Source organism: Microcoleus sp. Z1_A1 (assembly GCF_036700305.1).
Classification (GTDB): domain Bacteria; phylum Cyanobacteriota; class Cyanobacteriia; order Cyanobacteriales; family Microcoleaceae; genus Microcoleus.
This window is the reverse complement of the sequence record NZ_JAUBOR010000017.1, coordinates 62,922-82,077: the sequence shown is the minus strand read 5'-3', so window position 1 is coordinate 82,077 and position 19,156 is coordinate 62,922. Positions and strand designations below refer to the sequence as shown.

Here is a 19,156-nt window from a genome sequence, read left to right as displayed (position 1 = left end):
ACTTAAGTGAGGATTTGCAATGCTATCCTGTTAACCCATTTCTATTAGCTGTTGTCGTCAAAATGTGCTCAACTTGAGCCGGAGTTAAAGTCGGATTGGCACTCAAAACTAAAGCCGCTACACCCGCTACCTGTGGCGTTGCAAAAGACGTACCAGTTCTGAGTTCATAATCCTCATCAGGAGTAGTAGAAACTATCTCTACTCCCGGAGCAACTAAGTAATCTAAAGGTCTGGAACCCGCCCGGTTAGAGCTATCAGCCATGCGGCCTCTTACATCAATGCTGCCCACTGCAATTCCCAAGCTATCGGCATTACGAGCTGGATAAGCTGGTTGGATGTCACCCGTATTTCCGGCTGCTATCACCACAACAGAGCCTTTGTTATTTGCATACTGAATTGCGTTATTTACTACGTTGGAAGGGACAAACTCATTTCCCAAGCTGAGGTTAATTACATTGGCTCCATTATCAGCAGCATAGCGGATTCCAGCAGCAATATTATTCACCGAGCCCCTACCAAAGGCGGGCAACACTCTGACAGGCATAATCTTAGCATTGGGCGCAACTCCTGTGATGCCAAAATCATTTCGTTCCGCCGCGATCGCACCTGCTATGTGAGTCCCGTGACCGTTGAAACTCATATCCATTGGGTTGTTGTCGCTTCCCACAAAATCCCAACCCCGAATATCATCAATATATCCGTTGCCATCGTCATCAATGCCGTTTCCAGCAATTTCACCAGGGTTCCGCCAAATATTGTCATCCAAGTCAGGATGGGTGTAGTCAACACCACTATCCACAACAGCTACAACAATCCCATTTCCTGTAATGTTCTGATTCCAAACTTCCGGTGCATTTATGACATCTAGCGCCCAATTATTCCCGCCCAAATTGGGGAGAGCAGGGAAAGGATTTGAACTGTTCAAGGTGCTGGAAACTGCTGCATTTGCATTCACCAAACCGTAGCCGTAATTACTATTAAAAGGGCCGCTAGGTGTGGGAATATTTAGTTCAGGAATAGAGGTTGCAGAAAGATTCAGGTTGTAATTAGTAGAGCTGCCTAAGAAGCTATAAACTTGGACATAGTATGTTCCTGGAGCCAGATTGGATACATTAATGACATCGGGGACGGTGCCACTCTCAAGAGAGTAGTCAATAGTTTCCCCAAAATCAAAAACACCGTTGCGGTTTCTATCTTGAATTAACCGTACATCAGCATCCGCTCTCAAACCGTCTAGACGCAGGTTAAAATTGCTTTTAGTGTTGATATCGAATCGATAGAAATCGTCCCGATCGCCTAGACCCACAAAATCAGTTAAACTGATGCTACCATTCTGAACGCCAAAAATATTACGAGCTGTCGAAAGAGTGTTACCTGGATCGGCGAAATTCAACTGGGAAGCAGAAATCATTCCTGTTAGCGGATCTGCGTTTGCGATCGCCGATTCTGACTGCGGTTTGAGTTGATCATCGGCGACATCGCCAGTAACTCGATCGCTCGCAGGGAAACTGAAGCCTTCGCCTGCATTAGCTACAATAAAATCTGCTATCTGTGTCTGTTGGTCGAAGCTGGATGCTGTGGGATTAGTCAAGCTAGATTCAGCACTATAACCAGGAATATTCAATGGATCGATCGCTGGCTTGAGCAAGTCGCTGTTAGCCGGAAATGTTGATGGGGCGAGATCCTTTGGCTGTTGATTGAAATAAAGGCGATCGTTAGGATTGGTTGTGATGTCTAACATAATTTAAAAACCCCGATATTTTGATTCATTCTTTAGTTAAATCTTAGGCGGCCCAAATGGAAAAATCATTCGTTCTACCCACAGACTTGATTAAGTATTAGGTGCAAACTAGATTGCGGGAAAGTGCAAGTTATGTGAATATGTAGCGTAGATGGTTCACTGCCATCAGTTTTGAGATTGAAGCGCGATCGCGAATAAAGATTCATTCCACAGTCCTTAGCGGGAATTAATTCCCTGTCTCATAGTGCAAGTCCTCTCAAAGAGGACTGAAGAAGATAACTCATTAGTCCTATTTCAGATATAAATGAATTCAACTATCAAATAGAAAGATCGATCTTCCTGAAAGCGAGCTAACAGTTCCGGTATGCGATCGGGCATATCTTCATCTTCCGCAAGATACAGCATATTCCAGGTTTGTGAAGTACACCTCAGAAACCGGGTTTCTTTACAGTTCTAGCCTTTAAACTGATTCTGTTCAAGAAACCCGGTTTCTCTGTACTACACATATATGGAATATGCTGTAAGTATCGCTAAACTCGGTACTTACCAAATGTTCGGTAATTCGGTAACACATTCGCAGTTTGCTGTCCAGCATCGGATCTGGCGGTACGGGGGGTTGACTTTTTTGTACAGATTCCGACTGCACGCTTTGCTGTGCCACTCTAATCGCGGACTCCCACAAATTTTTGTTGCGGACTCTTTCGTCCGGGTCGATAATTCCTGCATCTTTCAATACCTCTGTCAGCAATTTCCACAAATGATAAGCAACGTATCGCGCTAAGTAGCATATTTCATAGTTCCGCGCGATCGCATAATTATTCTTGATTTCTTGGTATGTCAAACCATCTAACACTCCTTGAATAATTGCTCGCTGTAAGCCGTTCAATGGTTCGCCTCTCTTTTTCTGTACCAGGTTATCTAGAATGTTTGTAGCTGATTCTGCATTCATAAAGTTACGCAGTAAGTTGACAGTTGACAGTTGACTTAAATTTTAAGCAACCCAGATGGGAAAATCATTCGTTCTACCCACAGACTTGATTAAGTATGAGGTGCAAAATAGATTGCGGGAAAGTGCAAAGTATGTGAATATGCAGAGTAGATGGTTCACTGCCATCGGTTTTGAGATTGAAGCGCGATCGCGAATAAAGATTCATTCCACAGTCCGCCAGGGAATGAATTCCCTGTCTCATAGTGCAAGTCCTCTCAAAGAGGACTGAAGAATATAACTCATCAGTCATCTTTCAGACAGGATTTACGCACTCAGACCAAAGAAACCGGGTTTTTTACCGAATCTGCGGGTCACAACGCGTCTTCTCGAAAAAACCCGGTTTCTGGGCCCCATGCGTAAGTCCTAGAGATATAAATGTCGCTTTTAGGCGAAGTCTAGACCCCCCTAAATACCCCTGGTTGTTGGGGAGTAGGGGTTGACTTTGAATGTTCTTGTTCCCCCTTCTTAGGTCGGGGAACTTTGACAACTTCTTGTCCCCCCCTTCTTAAGGGGGGCTAGGGGGGATCGGGATTTAATAGTTAAACAGCAGTCCCCGATCGCGATAAAAATATCGATATCCAATCCACTATTAATAAAAACTTACTCTGCCTCCCCAATTAAAGTAAATGCCGCCCAATTTCGCGGCTGGGGATGAGTTTTCATTGTGGCTAACATTGCTTGCCGCAAGGCCTGTGCTTTGTCGGGATTATTTTGCAAATTTTGATAAAACGACTGCATCAATTCCGATGTCGGCGCATCAGGAACCGCCCATAAAGAAACAATCACACTCGGCACTCCTGCCGAAATCAAAGCGCGCGACAAACCAATTACTCCATCCCCGGTAATTCTGCCGAATCCAGTGTTGCAAGCACTCAAAACGACTAAGCTTGCTTGCAGTTTCATGTCGAAAATCTCTTCTGCGGTCAATAAGCCGTCATCGCTACCAGAAGGAGCCATAGCGATCGCACTTCCCAATCCATTTACATCATCGAGCAATCCATGCGTTGCTAAGTGAATAATCGATGCTTGGGGCATTTTTTGGACGATCGCAGCTTTTGTCCCTTGTGCGCCTGTGATGGCTTGAGTATTGAGCAGAGGCGCGATCGCGATCGCTTCAGCTTCGGCTCCAGGTAGAGGAGACAATTGCTGTTTGGGCTCTCCGGGAGACAAAGATACCTGTGGCATCGTGGGATTACCGAGCACCAGAGCATTTCCGCGACCGTTGGCTGGCTGATTGCCTAACTTCTGTCGTTGTTGTCGGGTTAAATCCAATACTTGAATCGAGGGGGCGGTGAGAATGGTGTGTTTTTCGATTAAGTAAGTACCGTTGGCATCTTGCAGGGCGGGAAAAGGCACCTGGAACAGGGAACCTTGGGGAATGAAGATGACGTGGGCATTGGGATCTTTTGGGAGGAGGCTGGCAATGGGCTCGATTAGCAGTTGATGCAGCGTCGGTAAGTTGGGTTGGGGTTGGGCAGAACCAAAACTGCTGCGACTGCGGACAGCGAGAAATTCTTGATTGCCAATAATTAAGCTGGCTAGAGAGGCGTTGTGTTTTTGCCACAGGGGTTGGAGGTCAACTTCGCGGAACGTGATTTCGCCCGTCGGTTGAATCACCCAAATGTAAATCGCGGATTCACGCCCTAGTTGTTTGCCCTCAATCTGGAAGGTGTCGTAGATGATGGAATACTGCACCAAAGTGGCGTTCTGTGCTTTCGCGATTTGGCGGATTTGATCCTGGTTGGGAGCAGTGGCGATGACCGAATTGGCATCACCAGTTGATAAGCGTTGTGTCAGTAGATCGACAAAGGCACGGGCACGTCCCCGTTCGGCAATTTCTAAAGCGGCGATCGGGTTATTCTGAGCCACCCGAACTTTTTCTAACATCCTATAAGTGCTAGCTTGTCCTTCAAAGATGGAGACTTTATTCGCATCGTTGGAGCCTAGCATTTGACGCATCGATTCCCAAACTTGAATGGCATTGACGAGCATTTTTTCAGCTTCTGTTGGGTTGCCAGCTTTTAAGAACGTCGCTCCAAGGTTGTCGAGCGCCGTACCTTCTCCAAGGCGGTCTTTAAGGTCGCGGGCGATGGCTAAGCGCTGCCGTGTATACTCAATGGCTTGGGGATAGTTGCCTAGAGAGCGGTAAGCAAATCCTAAATTGCCCAGTGCCCTACCCTCTCCAAGGCGGTCTTTAGTTTCGCGGGCGATGGCTAAGCACTGCTGTGCATACTTGAGGGCTTGGGCATAGTTGCCCAGAGAGCGGTAAGCGATTCCCAAATTGCCCATTGCTGCACCTTCCCCTCGGCGGTCTTTAATGGAGCGGGCGATGGCTAAACTCTGCTCCATATACTCGATGGCTGTGACATAGTTGCCCAGAGAGAGGTAAGCGGCTCCCAAATTGCCCAGTGCAGCACCTTCCCCTTGGCGGTCTTTAATGGAGCGGGCGATAGCTAAATGTTGCTGTGTATACTCAATGGCTTGGGGATAGTTGCCCAGAGAGCTGTAAGCGATTCCCAAATTCCTCAGTGCAGCACCTTCTCCAAGGCGGTCTTTAAGGTCGCGGGCGATGGCTAACCACTGCTGTGAATACTCAATTGCTTTAGCATAGTTGCCCAGAAAGCGGTAAGCAACTCCCAAATTGCCCAGTGCTGAACCTTCCCCGTAGCGGTCTTTAAGGTCGCGGGCGATAGCTAAAGTCTGCTGTGAATACTCAATGGCTTTGGCATAGTTGCCCAGAGAGAGGTAAGCTGCTCCCAAATTGCCCAGTGCCCTACCTTCCCCGTAGCGGTGTTTAATTTCACGGGCGATGGCTAACCACTGCTGCAAATACTCAATGGCTTTGGCATAGTCGCCCAGATAGTGGTAAGAGGTTCCCAAAATACGCAGTGCATTACCCTCCCTTTGGCGGTCTTTAAGGTCGCGGGCGATGGCTAACCACTGCTGTGAATACTCAATGGCTTTGGCCGAGTTGTTCAGAGAGTGGTAAGCGAGTCCCAAATTGCCCAGTGCATTCGCTTCCCCAAGACGGTCTTTAAGTTCGCGGGAGATCGCTAAATTCTGCTCCATATACTCGATGGCTTTGGCATTGTTGCCCAGAAAGCGGTAAGCGACTCCCAAATTGCCCAGTGCTGCACTTTCCCCGTAGCGGTTTTTGATGGCGCGATAAATTTGCAGTGCCTGCTGGAACGAATTCAACGCTGCTGGGAATTGGCTAGTCTCAAGCTGTTGAATTCCTTGCTCCACAAGCCGATCGCCCTCTGCTTCACTAACCTCGATCGCCCCAGCAACAACCGGGAGTTGAGATTGCTGAGGAATGTAAAAGGCAACCAACAAAAAGCAAAAGGCGAGGGGAAAAAGGAAGCCCGATCGCACTTTAAGATCGCTGGATTTAAGCAGTTTTAGCGAGAAAGATTTCATAGGATTTAGTCTGTGGATTGCGAGGGTTAGCGCCGTCATTGTCGCTGTTGTTCGATCGCCCTAATTTGTCGCAATCGATCGCTCCAGTCTTTCAAAGGTTCGGCTTCCGAACTAGCAAGAGAATCTAGCAATTCCAGCACAGCAGCTTGGTTTTGAGAAGTCTCAGAGGCTTTGCGCGCTTCGGCGATCGCGTCATACCACAGCCCAGACTCCGCATACAGGTCGATCCGCTGTTGGGGAGTTTGCGCCGCTGCAAGTTGAGTCTGCAACGATGCAGCAGGCGCAACGACTTGGATTTCTGCCGCCGCCACGACATTCCTCGAAGGAACATTCGGATCGCACACCAACACCACTTGCCACTGATAGGATTGCCCGATCGACAGTTGGGGCCCATTTGAAGGCAAAGCAACGGACATTATTCCCGGCTGACTCTGGATCTCGGTTCTGTAAAGCAGTTGTCCCGATCGAGCAAACAGCCTCAATTGCAACGGACGAGAAGTGCGATCGGGTACAAACCAGGTAAAAGTCGGATGCCCAGAAATCGTCTGTCCCACATGGCTAAACGGCACTAAGGCAGTCAATCTCGCCGATGAATTAGCTTCGCAACTGCCCCCGCGAGTGGTATTCGTCCCCGTTTCTTTCGGTTTAGAAGGGTTTTCAGGAGGAGTGTATTGTGCCAGCGCTACAGGAGCGATCCAGAACGAAACACTCAGCATTAAACTCGCAAGGCCCGCAGAGTAAACGGTTCGACGCTTCAACTCGTGAGTCATCATCGCAATCCCCTCTGTAACTATTTCTACAGTAATCAACAATACACAAACACAATAGAGGACTACCCGCAAGCGTCCTTTGCGGGAAGGTGCAAAGATATTGGTGTCAGCAAGCCGTAGGGGCGGGTTCGCCAAGGGCCTTAAAGCTTGCAGACCGGTTAAATAAACCCGCCCTGCCCCATGAAAAATCCCCTTGCTGACATTGGTACAAGATGTCAGTTAGATATGACATCTTGCAGCACGATCGATTTGGGGGTTATTCGGAGTCGGGCGGGTTTATTTAACCTAGGATCGCGAATTAAATAACTTACAATTTTAATTGTTATTGTGGGATGGGCTCTTATAGCCCGTCCACTCATGACGGGCTATAAGAGCCCATCCCACTTTCAAGAGTGGAAGTTATTTAATTCTCATTCCCTATTTGCTACGTTTTTGACTGTTGGCGAACCCGTTCCTTGTATCTTAAAAGAGGTAGATTGCGATTTACTGTTGGGTGGGGGCGGGTTTATTTAGATTGTGGGTACTTGTTAGATATTGTTGGTGAACCCGCCCCTACGGCTAATTGAGAATGCTGCAATATCTCATCTCAATTAGCTCGGATTTGACAAGGGTGAACCCAACCAATTACCAGAACCACCGCCGTTTTGCTGACCAGGTTAACTCGCACACTGTCCCCTTCGGTTGATTCGGGTAGCGCCGAAATGCTCCGCCTAACTGTTTGGCTAAGTTCTTTGCAAGCTGGGTTCCTAATCCTGAAGGTTGAAGTTTAGGGTTTGGATCTTCGGTTATCTCCCTGTCTCGATCCATTTGGGCCAAGCTAAGCGTTTCTGACTGAGACGGTTTTCCCCTACCATTATCCGCCACCCGAATCACCTGCCGATCGCCCTCCTGAGTGCAAATTACGGTCAAGCGAGTGGCTTCGATCGCGTGTTTCCCCACATTGCAGAGCGCTTCTTCCAGAAAGCGGCAGAGTGCTCGCTTGTGTTCCAACCGCAGATGCGAGGTGTTCAAAGGATCGAACTGCACAATTTTGAATTTGAGCGTTTTGAGGTAAGGCAGTTCTTGTTCTAACGTGTTGCAATAGACTTTGTAGAGCAATTCATGCAGTGGAGCCTGCAGGGCTAATTCGATCGCACTTCCCATTCGCAAATGCGGTTCATCTGCGATCGCATCTCGTTGCACCGATCCGTAAACTGCCCGCAATTCTTGATTCAATCGTTGCAACTCCGGTAGAAATAACGGCGGTGTGGCTTGTTCTTGAGCAGTCCTCAAAATCCCAACCAATGTTTGTAAAGGCCCGCTATGAATCGCATTAAAAGTTTGTTCGATCGCAAATTGACGTTCCTCCAAGCGCAGTCGGAGTTCCTGTTCGTGGCGATAAAATAACGCTGCCGTCAACCCAACCCCATTCAACACGAGTACGAGCAATACAGGTACGATTGGCACCCACCATCCCAAAAGAATGAACCAGTAACAGAGCGCGATCGGGGTAATACTAGCGATTAAGAGCCCGATCACAATTTTCCAGGGCGATCGCAGAAATTGTCCCAAACTCATCCCCAAGAGTCCCCAGACCGCAATCCAGAGCGTTTCCCAGCCCTCCCCCCAAACCTGAAGCAACGGTCGCCGATCGAGCACCGCGCTAATCATCTGGCTGGTTTCGTGGGCCTGCATTTCGACTCCGTAAATCCGTCCGGGATTGATACCTGCGATCGCACCTGAACTTGCCAAATCCTTCGCGCTAAAAGACATCATCCCAATCAGCACAATTTTGCCTCGAATCCAATCCGGGTTGACCTGTCCCGATTTGATTTGCGAGAGAGAAAGCAGGCGAAACGGCATTGTCCCGCTGCGAACATTCAGCAAAATTTGGTTCCCGCCTGCATCCGCCCCCACATATCCGCCAGAGTTTGACTGCACTCTGGTCAATTCAATGCTGCCAAAGCGCTTCGCCTCCCGATCGCGAATTCCATTACCTAACTTAATTCCTCGGGTTGCTAAATAGAGTTGTGCCAGCCGGATTGCGAAGGAAAAACGGTATTCCTGTCGATCGTTGTTAGTGCCCAATAAACTGCGACGCTGGTAGCCATCCGCATCGAGTACGAAATCTGCAAAGCCAACCTGTTCGGGTGGTAGCGCGGGCGGAGGTGCGACGGTAAAGCCACTGCGATCGGGCAGTGCAATCTCCACTCCGATCGTATTCTTGCTGCTGCGAAACACCGATGTCAGTTCAGCATTACCCGGTTCAACCGGAATATCGCGGACAATATCCAGCCCGATCGCGATCGGTTGATAGACCTGCAAGCGTTTGAGTAAATCGGCAATGTCGCGATCGGGAATCGGATAAGTTCTAGCGCGTTGAATATCCTCCTCAGTGATGCCGACAATTACAATCCGTTCATCCATTGGCTCAGGAGGACGCAGCCGCAGAAATCGATCGAACGCAACCAACTCCCAAAACTGAAGCGCACCGCTCAATCTAGCCATCATCACAGCGACAATCACCATCAACCCTGGAAGCGAGCCGCGCCGCCAAGTCGAGATATCTGCTTTCACTGCTTGTTCTCGATCGGGCTTCAATAATAGACATCTCCAATAATTCTTGTGGAACAGGCATCTTGCCTGTTCTGGACTTGGTATTCGGTCGAGGCCTAATCAATCAATCCTTGTTCCCTAGCTCGCACTTCCGTTTGAATCCGCAGATTTTTGTCATTTTCGGTATGCACATCTAGCACATCTCGAATCTTACTCCAGTAACACTGCACAGTGCGTTCAGAAACATTCATCCGTTTGGCGATCGCAGTATCCTGCAAGCTCTCGTGAAAAGCAAATTGCAACACCTGCATCCAGGCGGGTTTGAGTTGGAGCCCATTGCGGATCTCTCTGGGTGTAGAAATCCGCTCGTGCAGCGCCCAATCAACCATTGCTAGCAAGTCTTTGATCGGGTGGCTCTTATCGACAACTGTGAAGCCGCCCATGTGATTGTCGATCGACGGTTTCAGCCAAACTAAAGTCCGAACATGGGCACTCTGCACCACAATATTCAGACTCGGATACTTATCCATCAACGTTTTGAGAAGTTGAAGCCCTGAATTCGCTTGCGCCGTTTCGCCGATCGTCTCTGGCATCACCAGATCCACAATCACCAAATCCGGGGTTCTCTGCGCTATTTGCTCAAGGGCAGCCTGAGCCGTCGAAGCCGTCAGAATCTCTGCCTCTGGATATTCTTGCTTCAGAATGTTAAGCGTGCCACCTAACACCATCGCATGGTCATCCACAACTAAAAAGGTTCGTTTTTCAGATTGAGCTAGAGTTTTGGGCATAGTGCATAAAATAAAAATAGTAAGGGATGCGGGAAAATCAGCATCTTGAGTTTAGGTAATCCGTCATCTTCTTACAATAGAGGAATTACCGGGTTTCCGTCCTGCATCTGTCCGCCAAATGTAGTTGTGGATGTCGGCAACGAGAATTGCGCTAAAGCGCAGTTCTGATGATTGTGTTGCAAAATCCGCACTTCATCGGAATTATTGATCTCTCTCTTCTCGAACTCTGCGTTCTGGAGCGTCCTCTGTGGTTAAATCATTCCCATGCCACCGGAAACGATCTTACGCACAGATAGCTCGATCGGAGATTTGATTATATTTCTATTATAATCCTGGTATCCTAGTAAGAATAAGGATAATTTCATGCCAGCAGAAGGTTCGTATCAAGCAAACACGTACAATCTGGAAATTGACGCAGAAATTCAACGGTTAAAAGCTCAAGTTCTCCTCAGTTGGGAAAAGGAAGCGCGCAATTTAAAGTGGTTCGGTTTAGCCGACGGGATGAATGTTTTAGAAGCCGGTAGCGGGCCTGGATTTTTCACCGAAAAACTGTTAGAATTGCTGCCAAACAGTTCGGTAACAGCGGTAGAAATTGACCCGGTACTGCACGAAAAAGCAGTAGCATATTTGCAGGATAAAGGGGGCGATCGAGTAAATCGCATCCAAGCATCGGTTGCGGATACTGGTTTGGCGGCTAACACTTTCGATTTTGCGATCGCCCGTTTGCTGTTCGTTCACCTCCCAGAGCCCGTCGCAGCAGCTAAAGAAATATTCCGCATCTTGAAGCCTGGGGGAAAACTGGTGATTATTGATAGCGACGCGGATCTGTTTTGGCTGACAAATCCACCGTTGTCAGTCGAGATTGTCAGGGAGAAATTCAAGCAGGTAATCGCATCGCGGGGCGGCAATTTATGCGTCGGGCGAAATCTGTGCCGCATTCTCAAAGAAGCTGGGTTTGTTAGCGTTGATTTAGAAGCCGTTGTCAGCCACAGCGATATAATAGGAATTGAAGCGTTCCAACCTTTACTTGACTCCGGGCCCATTTTGCAAATGGTCAAACAAGGGTTGATTTCAGAGTCGGAAATAGAAAGCTATCTGGTTTCGCGGGATGAGTTTGTAGCTGCGGGCGATCGATCTATGATGAGTTTTTGGTTGATGGCTTGCGGGGAAAAAACTCAATAAAATTAAGACACATATTTCACACAATATTAATGTCCCGTCGCAGCACAATCTCTAGCACTCTCGCTACATTCCCAGCTAACAAATCAAATCCGCGCTTCAGCGTCGGGCGTAAAATCGAGTCAATAGTCAACAATCACAGACGGTGCCACTATAATTTATCTAATTCATCTGCGTTAAGCTGTTCTCCATTTAAATTGTGTGTCAAAAATCACTCAAATTATTGTGGGATGGGCACGCGAACCCGTCCCGAATATGCAATTTAAACGCGCAAAAGTTTAATCTGTGTTTATCTGCCCTCATCTGCGGTGAAAAAAAGAGAAATTTTTAACCGCAGATGACAATGGATTGACGCAGATTCACGCAGATTAAGAGAAGAGAGATAGGAATAATTCCGATTCTAAAAGATTTAATATCAAAGTTATAAATTTTCATATTTCTGAGCTTAGTAACTTTACACATACCAGTCTAACAAATCCTTGGAGCCGATCGCGCAAAGGTTTTTTGTGAGAGCCAATGGTTGACTGTCACATTTTAGCTTAACCAATCAAGTCGTTAGGGAAGCTCTCGTAGACGATCGCACTTTTTACCAACTCCTCAGCATTCAACCCACTTGCCGAATTCCATTAAGAAACTCTGTCCTAGCCTCAATCCTTGAAGGCATTAAAACGCAGCGTACCAGCAATTCTAAATCCAATTCCGGCAGCAACTCACTTCTTGAAACTTGCTCATAATTATCATCCCGCAACCCATACACAGCCAACTGATTATTTTCCCAAAACCAGACTTCCGGAATGCGAAGTCGCAGATACTTAGCGAGTTTATTTGTGCTACCGCTAGTAATCGTTACTTCCACGGCTAAATCGGGATGCTCTTTTCTTGAACCTATATAATAAGACTCGTCTGGTTCAAAGGATACATCTCTTGCCCGGTCTCTGCGAGTTGCGCTTCCTACAGGAATATATTCAATTCCCCTTTCACAAAAGTAGAGTTGTAGCAAAAAATTAAGAAGACAACTGATTGTCTCATGTGCTTCACCCAGTGTCATAAACTCGATCCACCCATCAAGATAAGTTATCCGCAAACCAGAAGAATCTGCCATTAAAGATTCGAGCGCCTCAAATTGCTCCCAAGTATAATAACCAGGGAGAACCAATCGCTGTTCCGCAAGCGTAACTATTTCTTCTAAAACTTTTGCTGTCATGATTGTATAGTTGGAAGTTAGGAAAAAGTAGAAATTCTCCCGGCTAAAAACTGGGAGATTCTCGCATTATAACTTAACCAATCAGGTCGATCGCACTTTTTACCAACTCCTCAGCATTCAACCCACTTGCCGAATTCCATTAATAAACTCTGTCCTTGCCTCAATTATTGAAGGCATTAAAACGCAGCGTACCAACAATGCTAAATCCAACTCCGGCAAAAACTCACTTCTTGAAACTTGCTCGTAATCATCCTCGCGCAGCCGATAGACAGCAAGCCGATTATTTTCCCAAAACCAAACTTCAGCAATGCGAAGTCGCAGATATTTAGCGAGTTTATTTGTGCTACCGCTAGTAATCGTTACTTCCACGGCTAAATCGGGATGCTCTTTTCTTGAACCTATATAATAAGACTCGTCTGGTTCAAATGATACATCTCTTGCCCGGTCTCTGCGAGTTGCACTCCCTACAGGAAAGAATTCAATTCCGAGTTCAAAAAAGTATGCTTCCAGTAATATAGCGATCGCTTTTTTAAAGCTTTCATGTGCTTCGCCCACTGTCATAAACTCGATCCACCCATCAAGATAAGTTATCCGCAAACCCGGAGAGTCGGCCATCAAAGATTCGAGCTCCTCAAATTGCTCCCAACTATAGTAACCAGGGAGAATCAATCGCTGTTCTGCAAGCGTACCTATTTCTTCTAAAATTTTTGCTGTCATAGGTATCACCATCCTATTTTAAATATTACTAGCCCCTACCCAGTACAAACCAGGCAGGGGCATTCACTCACATTCTAACTTAATGAACTAGCTCGATCGCCCTTTTAGTCAACGCCTCAGCAGTCAACCCATTAAACGCCATCAACTGACCAGCACTAGCAGTAGTTTCCCCCCGCTTCCAAGCGAAAGTATCCCGCTGGCAATTGCTGCGGAGCATCACAGGTTCCAACATCCCAGAAGCACCGCCTGTCACGCCAATCAAGGCATCTCCGCCAAACAATTCGGCAAATTTCTCATCGCTCAAAAAGCCGCCGTCAGATTCCGAACAAGTATCCCAAGCAACATCGCTAGCACGATACAAACGCCGGGGATTCACAACAGAAACAATTCGCACTCCAATCCCTTCTGTTTCCAAAAATGCCGCAGCTTCAAACACTGGCATTAACGTCATGTCGCCGACAACTGCAAACACAACTGTCTTATCTCCTGCTATTTCGTGCAGCACTATTCCACCGTCTTGCAAACCTTGGCGAGTCTGTTCAAGAGTAGTGCGAATTGGCAGCGGCGACTTGCTTGCAGTAATCACAACTCCCTTATTTTTAGCAGTCAAAGCCCACTCATAACAAGCTTGAATGCTGTTAGCATCCGGTGGAAACAAAGGAAACACATTGCCGTTCCGCATCATCGCCGCAAAATAAGCCTCAATTTCCGGCCGCTGGTGCGTCCAACCATTGCGGCCTTGTTCCAATGCACCCGCTGTAAATAAAGTGACAGTTGCCGGAGTTGGACGGCGCAATTCTGCCATTGCTTGGGTTACAGTTTGCCAAATTGGTAAACCGTTGATGGCAAAAGATTCGTAGGAACACCACAAACTCCGCGCTCCAAATAGCGATAAACCTACCGCTAAACCAGCGCAAGCATCTTCGCTCAAAGGTTCGTAAACTTGACCGTTGGGCGATTGATTGTACAGGTCATCTGTCGTTGGGTGAATAATCTTTAGAGCTTGGTTGATATTGGCAATTGCCGATGCTTCGTTGCCGTCAGCATTAGTCACAAGAAAAGTCCGATCGCACTCGCCGACTTTCCCTACCAAACGTCCCATTGCTGTTGTCGAAATCTTCGGTTCTCCCCCAACGGCAAATTCTTCTAAAGGCAATTCGCCTAAATCTGCCAGCGGCAATGTAAACTCAGTCACAACTGTTTTCGCCGCCGGCCCGCCGCCCGCACGCTCGCAATTTGTCCGCACCAATTGCCAAGCAGCAGCAGTTAAAGCGCGCTCTTTTAAAGCACTGACAATGTGCGGAGCATCCAGCGTATCTTTCGGATAAAGGTTGTGAGATTTTGCTCCGCGCGCGTGGACGCCGGCACCTTTCAACTGTTTGATAATAAACGCAGTTAATTTGCCGCCTAGAGCAGATTTTGCCGCTTTGTCTACTCCTTGTAAAACAGCTTTGGTAAATGCCATGCGCTGTTCGAGCGAAAAAGCAGTGCTGTCCACATAATCTTCCGGTTGATTTTTATCGTCAAATTCCTTAGCATCAACTAAGATAACTTCTTCAAAACCGTTGCCTTGCCAATAAGCAATCATTTCAGCATTAGTTTTAGTCGAAACCATGCTGTGATGTTCCTGAGAATATCCGTTCCAAACCAACACAGGCAAAAAGTTAGTAACACTCGGATAAGCAGTGTGGAAATGCGCCATACTGCTCATCGGATAGGGTTCGCCCATGCCGCCGTCGCCCATTGTGAAAGCAAACAGTTTGTCGGGGTGCAAAAGCGCTCCCGCCATTGCGAAATGCTGCCCTTGTCCGAGGGGGCCGGCCGGTGCTAAAAGGCCGGGAATGAAACCGGAAAGATGTCCTAACAAACCGTCTTTTTCTCGGAATTTATCGCGTACTTGCTGCACGTTGAAAATTCCCATATCCTCCAAAGATCGATCGAGAAACATGGCGCTGTAAAAGCCGGGGGCGTGATGGCCGACTTCGGTGACAATGTTTTTGTGTCCGAGCATCACCAAAGCGGCATAGGCCTCAGCTTGGCTAGCAAAACCCCCCGGATGTCCCGATGCCTTGCTAGCGGTGACTTGTAGCGTCAGGTAGCGCAGGGCGTCTGCTCCCAGCATCGTTTGAAAGACGGCGACGGGATCGGCAGAATCGGCGATCGACTTGCTCCCCTCGGCGATCGCAGGTGTTTTCCCATAAGTATCAAAACCAGGGACTGTTTCAGAAAAATATTGAATGCCTTCGCAAAAAGCGGGCGTTGTTGACGTTGCCTGCGGGGTAGTTGCTGTCATGCTTGATACCGGAAAAATTTGAATTGGATTAATATAATAGTAATTTTATAGCTTCCGTGTTCCAAAAAATCATGAGTTCTATTAAGCTGTTGCGGCCTTTAAATTGTCTGTCAAAAAACAATCAAAGTCTTGTGGGGAGTAGGGCCCTAGCGTCCCGCCCGCCTCGAATATGCAATTTAAATGCGCGACAGCTTATGTCAGTGATAAATAAGTAAAATCTCTCAAATTTTCAGCTAATAAGTAGTTGTTTGAGAACCCGGAGTTTTTTAATAAATCCGGGTTCTGTGTTTACCCATTACTAATCCCTCTCAAATCTCAAATCGCCAATCTAAAATTGTTCCAGCCGTTCCCGCACATCGATATACAGCACAGTACCACTTTCAGAAAGAGAAGGCACAGCTTTTTGATTCCGCAGCCAAACAAAAAAACTGCTAAGTGCAGGAGTCGGATCTTGATCGCGGCGCAGCGTGTAGATCAAACCTTCGCAAGGCCCATTAACGCGGCTACTCGTGCAAATCGCTTTCTGGTTATTTACTATACCCACCGTCACATAATTTAGCTGTTTATTTCGGTTATAATTCTCAAGGCGCTGAGTCACTTGTTGGCAGCGAGTTAAAGGATCGTAGCCAGAACTAGAAAAGAAATTAGAATTCCAGCGAATCCAAGGCTCCCTGAACCCTTGCGGATTTTGATACACAGTCACCGGCTCGCCCGTGGAGGTATCGCATACAAATCCTCCATAACTCCGATTCGGCTGGTTTTGATCCGAGGCGCTGCTGAGAGAAAGATTGCTGAGAATGTCCCAGCCGTTACGCTTGTTTTGTGAAAGCAATGCCATAAAAGCATCGATCGGGATTGCCGCATTTAACCCCGTTTTTATCTCCTCAATCTGACCGTTCCACTGACTTCTAATTGTGCCAACAGTATCCCCCTGACCGTGAATTCCTATTACCCTGCCATCAGCATTAAATACAGGCCCGCCGCTCATCCCGCGCCTGGTTACAGCTTGGTAGCGCAGACGATACCCTGATGAGGCGCTGCCCAAGCGAGAAGAGATGATACCAGTAGTAAACTCAAGTTTTCGTTCAACTCCCGAAATTGGCAGCGGATAGCCAGAAACGTAAATAGCAGAACCAACAACAGCACGTTCTGACTCGCCCATTGGTGCTACTGGATACTGTTCTCGGCTCTGAAACTGGATCAAAGCCAAGTCTATATCCGTGTCATTTTTCGGTAGGCGCTGTATTCTAATCGCAGCATAATCCTTCTCTAAATGAGTGCGAATGCTGTATTTTTGAGCGAGGCTTGCCACTACATGATTAGCTGTCAAAACAGTGTAAATATTACCCTGTTTGGCAATAATTACTCCCGAACCACTAGCAAAAAAACCCAGCGTATTGTTGACTTCCACAGTTGTCAAGGTCGCTAGCTGGGCAATTTCTTCTGCTGTTTTGGCACAGGCAGCATATTGTTGACTGACAAGGGCCGTCACTGTTAATGCACCTGTCAAGATGATTGTCAGCGCGTCAAACCGCAAACTCCACACATTCATCGATAACTCCCTAGATGAAACGAGGCGAACTGCCAATATATACTAATTGGAATTCCCCAACTGGATTTAACCATTTTTTCCGATAATTCCGCTGTTGGTTCACTTCCCTCTTCAAAAGCATAAACGCAAAAATTTGGATCTCGATACTTGCCCCTACAGTTAATCCCAATCAAGAAACCTTTGGCATTAAAAATCGGGTCGCCACTCATACCGATTTTACCTCATTTGTATAGCCCAACCTATAACCTTGAGGCAAAGATTTGGCTAGCGGCACCGAAACGAAGCCCGCGTCAATCGATTTTAGATTTTAGATTTGAGATTTTAGAGGCGACCCCACGGATAAATGCTCTTTCTTGAGGATTTTCGATTTTCGATTTGGGATTGACTTGCGCGAGATAAATCACGTGGCGGGTACTACCTTTGAAATTCGTGGTCAGCGAAACTCCTAACCTCAGCACCCCCAGGAAAGCCGACTGCCAACACTGGCTCAGACACCGCTCCGGGTTCAAGGCTGAATAGTGCTATTTTATACTCGATCGCGCTGCGAAACAGAACGATCGCCCGATCGGTATTGCCCAGCCGCCTCAGAACTCCTAGCAGTGGGTGGAGGAGGCCGTCGTCGGTGACAAGTCCGATCGCCACAACCTGCTAGTTAGTGAGCACCCTATAGGTTTGGCCCTGCAGCCGGACGCTCGTCTCGGAACCAGAAGATTTCCCCGTCGGGATGCGTACCGCTGTTTGACGAAGAATTTCAAAGGTGGTATCCGCCACGTGCTTGATCCGTGGAATCAATCGAAAGCATCTAAGGAATGAGAATTAAATAACTTAGAATGCGTGATGCTTCTTGTGGGATGGGCCTGAAAGCCCGTCCAGAAAGGGCGGGCTTTCAGGCCCAACCCACTTTCAAGAGTGTAAATTATTTAATTCGCGATCCTAAAATCTAAAATCCTCAAGCCCCCGAATTTATCCGTGGGGTCGCCTCCAACATCCAAAATCTCAAATCTAAAATCTAAAATCGAATGACGCGCCAAACTTTCCACCTCAATCCTTGGAATTGGTGACGGGATGGAAAATTTGCCCATCTTTAAGGCTGTCCCGACGGCGGAGAAAAAGAAGGCTGTTGCACCTCATCATCCGTGTTTTCCCCTAGCTTTTCCCTGACATCAATGTAAGGAATTTTACTGGTCTCATCAAAAGACGGCATCCCGACATATCCTTGGCGCCAAGCCAACAAATTATACAAAGAGCCGATCGGGTCTTGGCCGGGTCTGAGGGTATAAATCAAATTTTGACACCGCCCATTGACTTGATTCGCCGTGCAGATGACGTTCTGGCCGTTCATTTGGCCTGCTGTAATGTACTTAAGCATTCGTTGGCGGCGATAGGTTTCGAGGCGTTGACTCACTAATTGACACCGAGTTGCCGGATCGTAGCCAGAACCGGAGAAATAATCGGAAGTCCACTCAATCCAAGGCTCTACAGCACCTTGAGCGTTTTGGTACACCGTCACCGGCGCACCAGTCGAGGTATTGCACCAAAATCCACTTTCCCCCGACGCTCGCCGACCGTAACTCGGTTCAGAAGCAACCGTCAGGCCGCTGAGGGCGATGGCTGTTGCCGCCAAAACTTTTGTCCATAATTGCTGTTTCATGATGTTCTCACTCTTTTTGATGGGATGCGACACAAAAATCACCGAATGCTGCGATAACACCCTTGACACGCCTGTTCGTTACAGATCCGCTGACTGAGGAATTATGTGATTCGCGACTTGACCAGAAACCAGTTTTTTTTACGAAAACACTTCGTTGCAGCCCTTATGCCTGGTTAAACAACCCGGTTTCTTTGCTTTTGATCCGTAAGTTTTGATATTGTTCGCGACTTGGACATTCCCTCTAACCGCGATTATCGGCGCTGTTAAAAAGGCGCTCCGAAACCGAGCTTAAAATGCGCGCGCCAGTCTGAATTCTGT

Annotated in this window: 14 protein-coding genes; 2 read left to right on the top strand and 12 right to left on the bottom strand. The window is 47.5% G+C overall.

Annotated features, from left to right (window positions below):
• Positions 1–22 precede the first annotated feature (22 nt).
• Entirely contained in the window at positions 23–1,741 is a 1,719-nt protein-coding gene (locus QT973_RS13730) for a S8 family serine peptidase (protein WP_333391526.1), read from the bottom strand.
• Between the two features lie 475 nt (positions 1,742–2,216).
• Positions 2,217–2,690 (bottom strand): hypothetical protein, encoded by a 474-nt coding sequence (locus QT973_RS13725; RefSeq protein ID WP_333208256.1) that lies wholly within the window; start codon positions 2,688–2,690, stop codon positions 2,217–2,219.
• Positions 2,691–2,745: 55 nt separating this feature from the next.
• On the opposite strand from QT973_RS13725, the gene QT973_RS13720 reads away from it, so the two are divergent.
• Positions 2,746–2,958 (top strand): hypothetical protein, encoded by a 213-nt coding sequence (locus tag QT973_RS13720; protein WP_333208255.1) that lies wholly within the window; start codon positions 2,746–2,748, stop codon positions 2,956–2,958.
• A 371-nt stretch (positions 2,959–3,329) separates the two neighbouring features.
• On the opposite strand, the gene QT973_RS13715 is transcribed toward QT973_RS13720, so the two are convergent.
• From QT973_RS13715 to QT973_RS13700, 4 genes are all read right to left on the bottom strand, one after another.
• The gene (locus QT973_RS13715; protein WP_333391524.1) at positions 3,330–6,149 is read right to left on the bottom strand and encodes a CHAT domain-containing tetratricopeptide repeat protein; all 2,820 of its coding nucleotides are present in this window, start codon (positions 6,147–6,149) and stop codon (positions 3,330–3,332) included.
• Positions 6,150–6,184: 35 nt separating this feature from the next.
• Complete coding sequence (locus tag QT973_RS13710) at positions 6,185–7,054, bottom strand: DUF928 domain-containing protein (RefSeq protein ID WP_333054781.1); 870 nt, start codon at positions 7,052–7,054, stop codon at positions 6,185–6,187.
• 489 nt (positions 7,055–7,543) lie between these two features.
• The gene (locus QT973_RS13705) at positions 7,544–9,499 is read right to left on the bottom strand and encodes a CHASE2 domain-containing protein (RefSeq protein WP_333391522.1); all 1,956 of its coding nucleotides are present in this window, start codon (positions 9,497–9,499) and stop codon (positions 7,544–7,546) included.
• A gap of 71 nt (positions 9,500–9,570) precedes the next feature.
• Positions 9,571–10,242, bottom strand: coding sequence for a response regulator transcription factor (locus QT973_RS13700; RefSeq protein ID WP_333054779.1), 672 nt, complete (start codon positions 10,240–10,242; stop codon positions 9,571–9,573).
• Between the two features lie 363 nt (positions 10,243–10,605).
• On the opposite strand from QT973_RS13700, the gene QT973_RS13695 reads away from it, so the two are divergent.
• Complete coding sequence (locus tag QT973_RS13695; RefSeq protein WP_333314240.1) at positions 10,606–11,424, top strand: class I SAM-dependent methyltransferase; 819 nt, start codon at positions 10,606–10,608, stop codon at positions 11,422–11,424.
• 601 nt (positions 11,425–12,025) lie between these two features.
• On the opposite strand, the gene QT973_RS13690 is transcribed toward QT973_RS13695, so the two are convergent.
• From QT973_RS13690 to QT973_RS13665, 6 genes are all read right to left on the bottom strand, one after another.
• On the bottom strand, positions 12,026–12,625 hold the full coding sequence (locus QT973_RS13690; protein WP_333208252.1) for a Uma2 family endonuclease: 600 nt from the start codon (positions 12,623–12,625) through the stop codon (positions 12,026–12,028).
• A 117-nt stretch (positions 12,626–12,742) separates the two neighbouring features.
• Positions 12,743–13,342: a Uma2 family endonuclease gene (locus tag QT973_RS13685; protein ID WP_333054776.1), complete on the bottom strand. Its 600-nt coding sequence runs from the start codon at positions 13,340–13,342 to the stop codon at positions 12,743–12,745.
• Between the two features lie 79 nt (positions 13,343–13,421).
• Positions 13,422–15,635: a phosphoketolase gene (locus QT973_RS13680; protein WP_333391520.1), complete on the bottom strand. Its 2,214-nt coding sequence runs from the start codon at positions 15,633–15,635 to the stop codon at positions 13,422–13,424.
• A 328-nt stretch (positions 15,636–15,963) separates the two neighbouring features.
• Complete coding sequence (locus QT973_RS13675; protein ID WP_333208249.1) at positions 15,964–17,187, bottom strand: COP23 domain-containing protein; 1,224 nt, start codon at positions 17,185–17,187, stop codon at positions 15,964–15,966.
• 414 nt (positions 17,188–17,601) lie between these two features.
• On the bottom strand, positions 17,602–17,829 hold the full coding sequence (locus QT973_RS13670) for a hypothetical protein (RefSeq protein WP_333054772.1): 228 nt from the start codon (positions 17,827–17,829) through the stop codon (positions 17,602–17,604).
• A gap of 442 nt (positions 17,830–18,271) precedes the next feature.
• Positions 18,272–18,838, bottom strand: a complete 567-nt coding sequence (locus QT973_RS13665; protein ID WP_333233495.1) for a COP23 domain-containing protein — start codon at positions 18,836–18,838, stop codon at positions 18,272–18,274.
• Between the last annotated feature and the right edge of the window lie 318 nt (positions 18,839–19,156).

What these genes read in the sequence shown, in the direction of transcription:
- QT973_RS13730 (WP_333391526.1), bottom strand. Translation starts at nt 1,741, where the DNA reads ATGTTAGACATCACAACCAATCCTAACGATCGCCTTTATTTCAATCAA.
- QT973_RS13725 (WP_333208256.1), bottom strand. Translation starts at nt 2,690, where the DNA reads ATGAATGCAGAATCAGCTACAAACATTCTAGATAACCTGGTACAGAAA.
- QT973_RS13720 (WP_333208255.1), top strand. Translation starts at nt 2,746, where the DNA reads ATGGGAAAATCATTCGTTCTACCCACAGACTTGATTAAGTATGAGGTG.
- QT973_RS13715 (WP_333391524.1), bottom strand. Translation starts at nt 6,149, where the DNA reads ATGAAATCTTTCTCGCTAAAACTGCTTAAATCCAGCGATCTTAAAGTG.
- QT973_RS13700 (WP_333054779.1), bottom strand. Translation starts at nt 10,242, where the DNA reads ATGCCCAAAACTCTAGCTCAATCTGAAAAACGAACCTTTTTAGTTGTG.
- QT973_RS13695 (WP_333314240.1), top strand. Translation starts at nt 10,606, where the DNA reads ATGCCAGCAGAAGGTTCGTATCAAGCAAACACGTACAATCTGGAAATT.
- QT973_RS13690 (WP_333208252.1), bottom strand. Translation starts at nt 12,625, where the DNA reads ATGACAGCAAAAGTTTTAGAAGAAATAGTTACGCTTGCGGAACAGCGA.
- QT973_RS13685 (WP_333054776.1), bottom strand. Translation starts at nt 13,342, where the DNA reads ATGACAGCAAAAATTTTAGAAGAAATAGGTACGCTTGCAGAACAGCGA.
- QT973_RS13680 (WP_333391520.1), bottom strand. Translation starts at nt 15,635, where the DNA reads ATGACAGCAACTACCCCGCAGGCAACGTCAACAACGCCCGCTTTTTGC.
- QT973_RS13675 (WP_333208249.1), bottom strand. Translation starts at nt 17,187, where the DNA reads ATGAATGTGTGGAGTTTGCGGTTTGACGCGCTGACAATCATCTTGACA.
- QT973_RS13665 (WP_333233495.1), bottom strand. Translation starts at nt 18,838, where the DNA reads ATGAAACAGCAATTATGGACAAAAGTTTTGGCGGCAACAGCCATCGCC.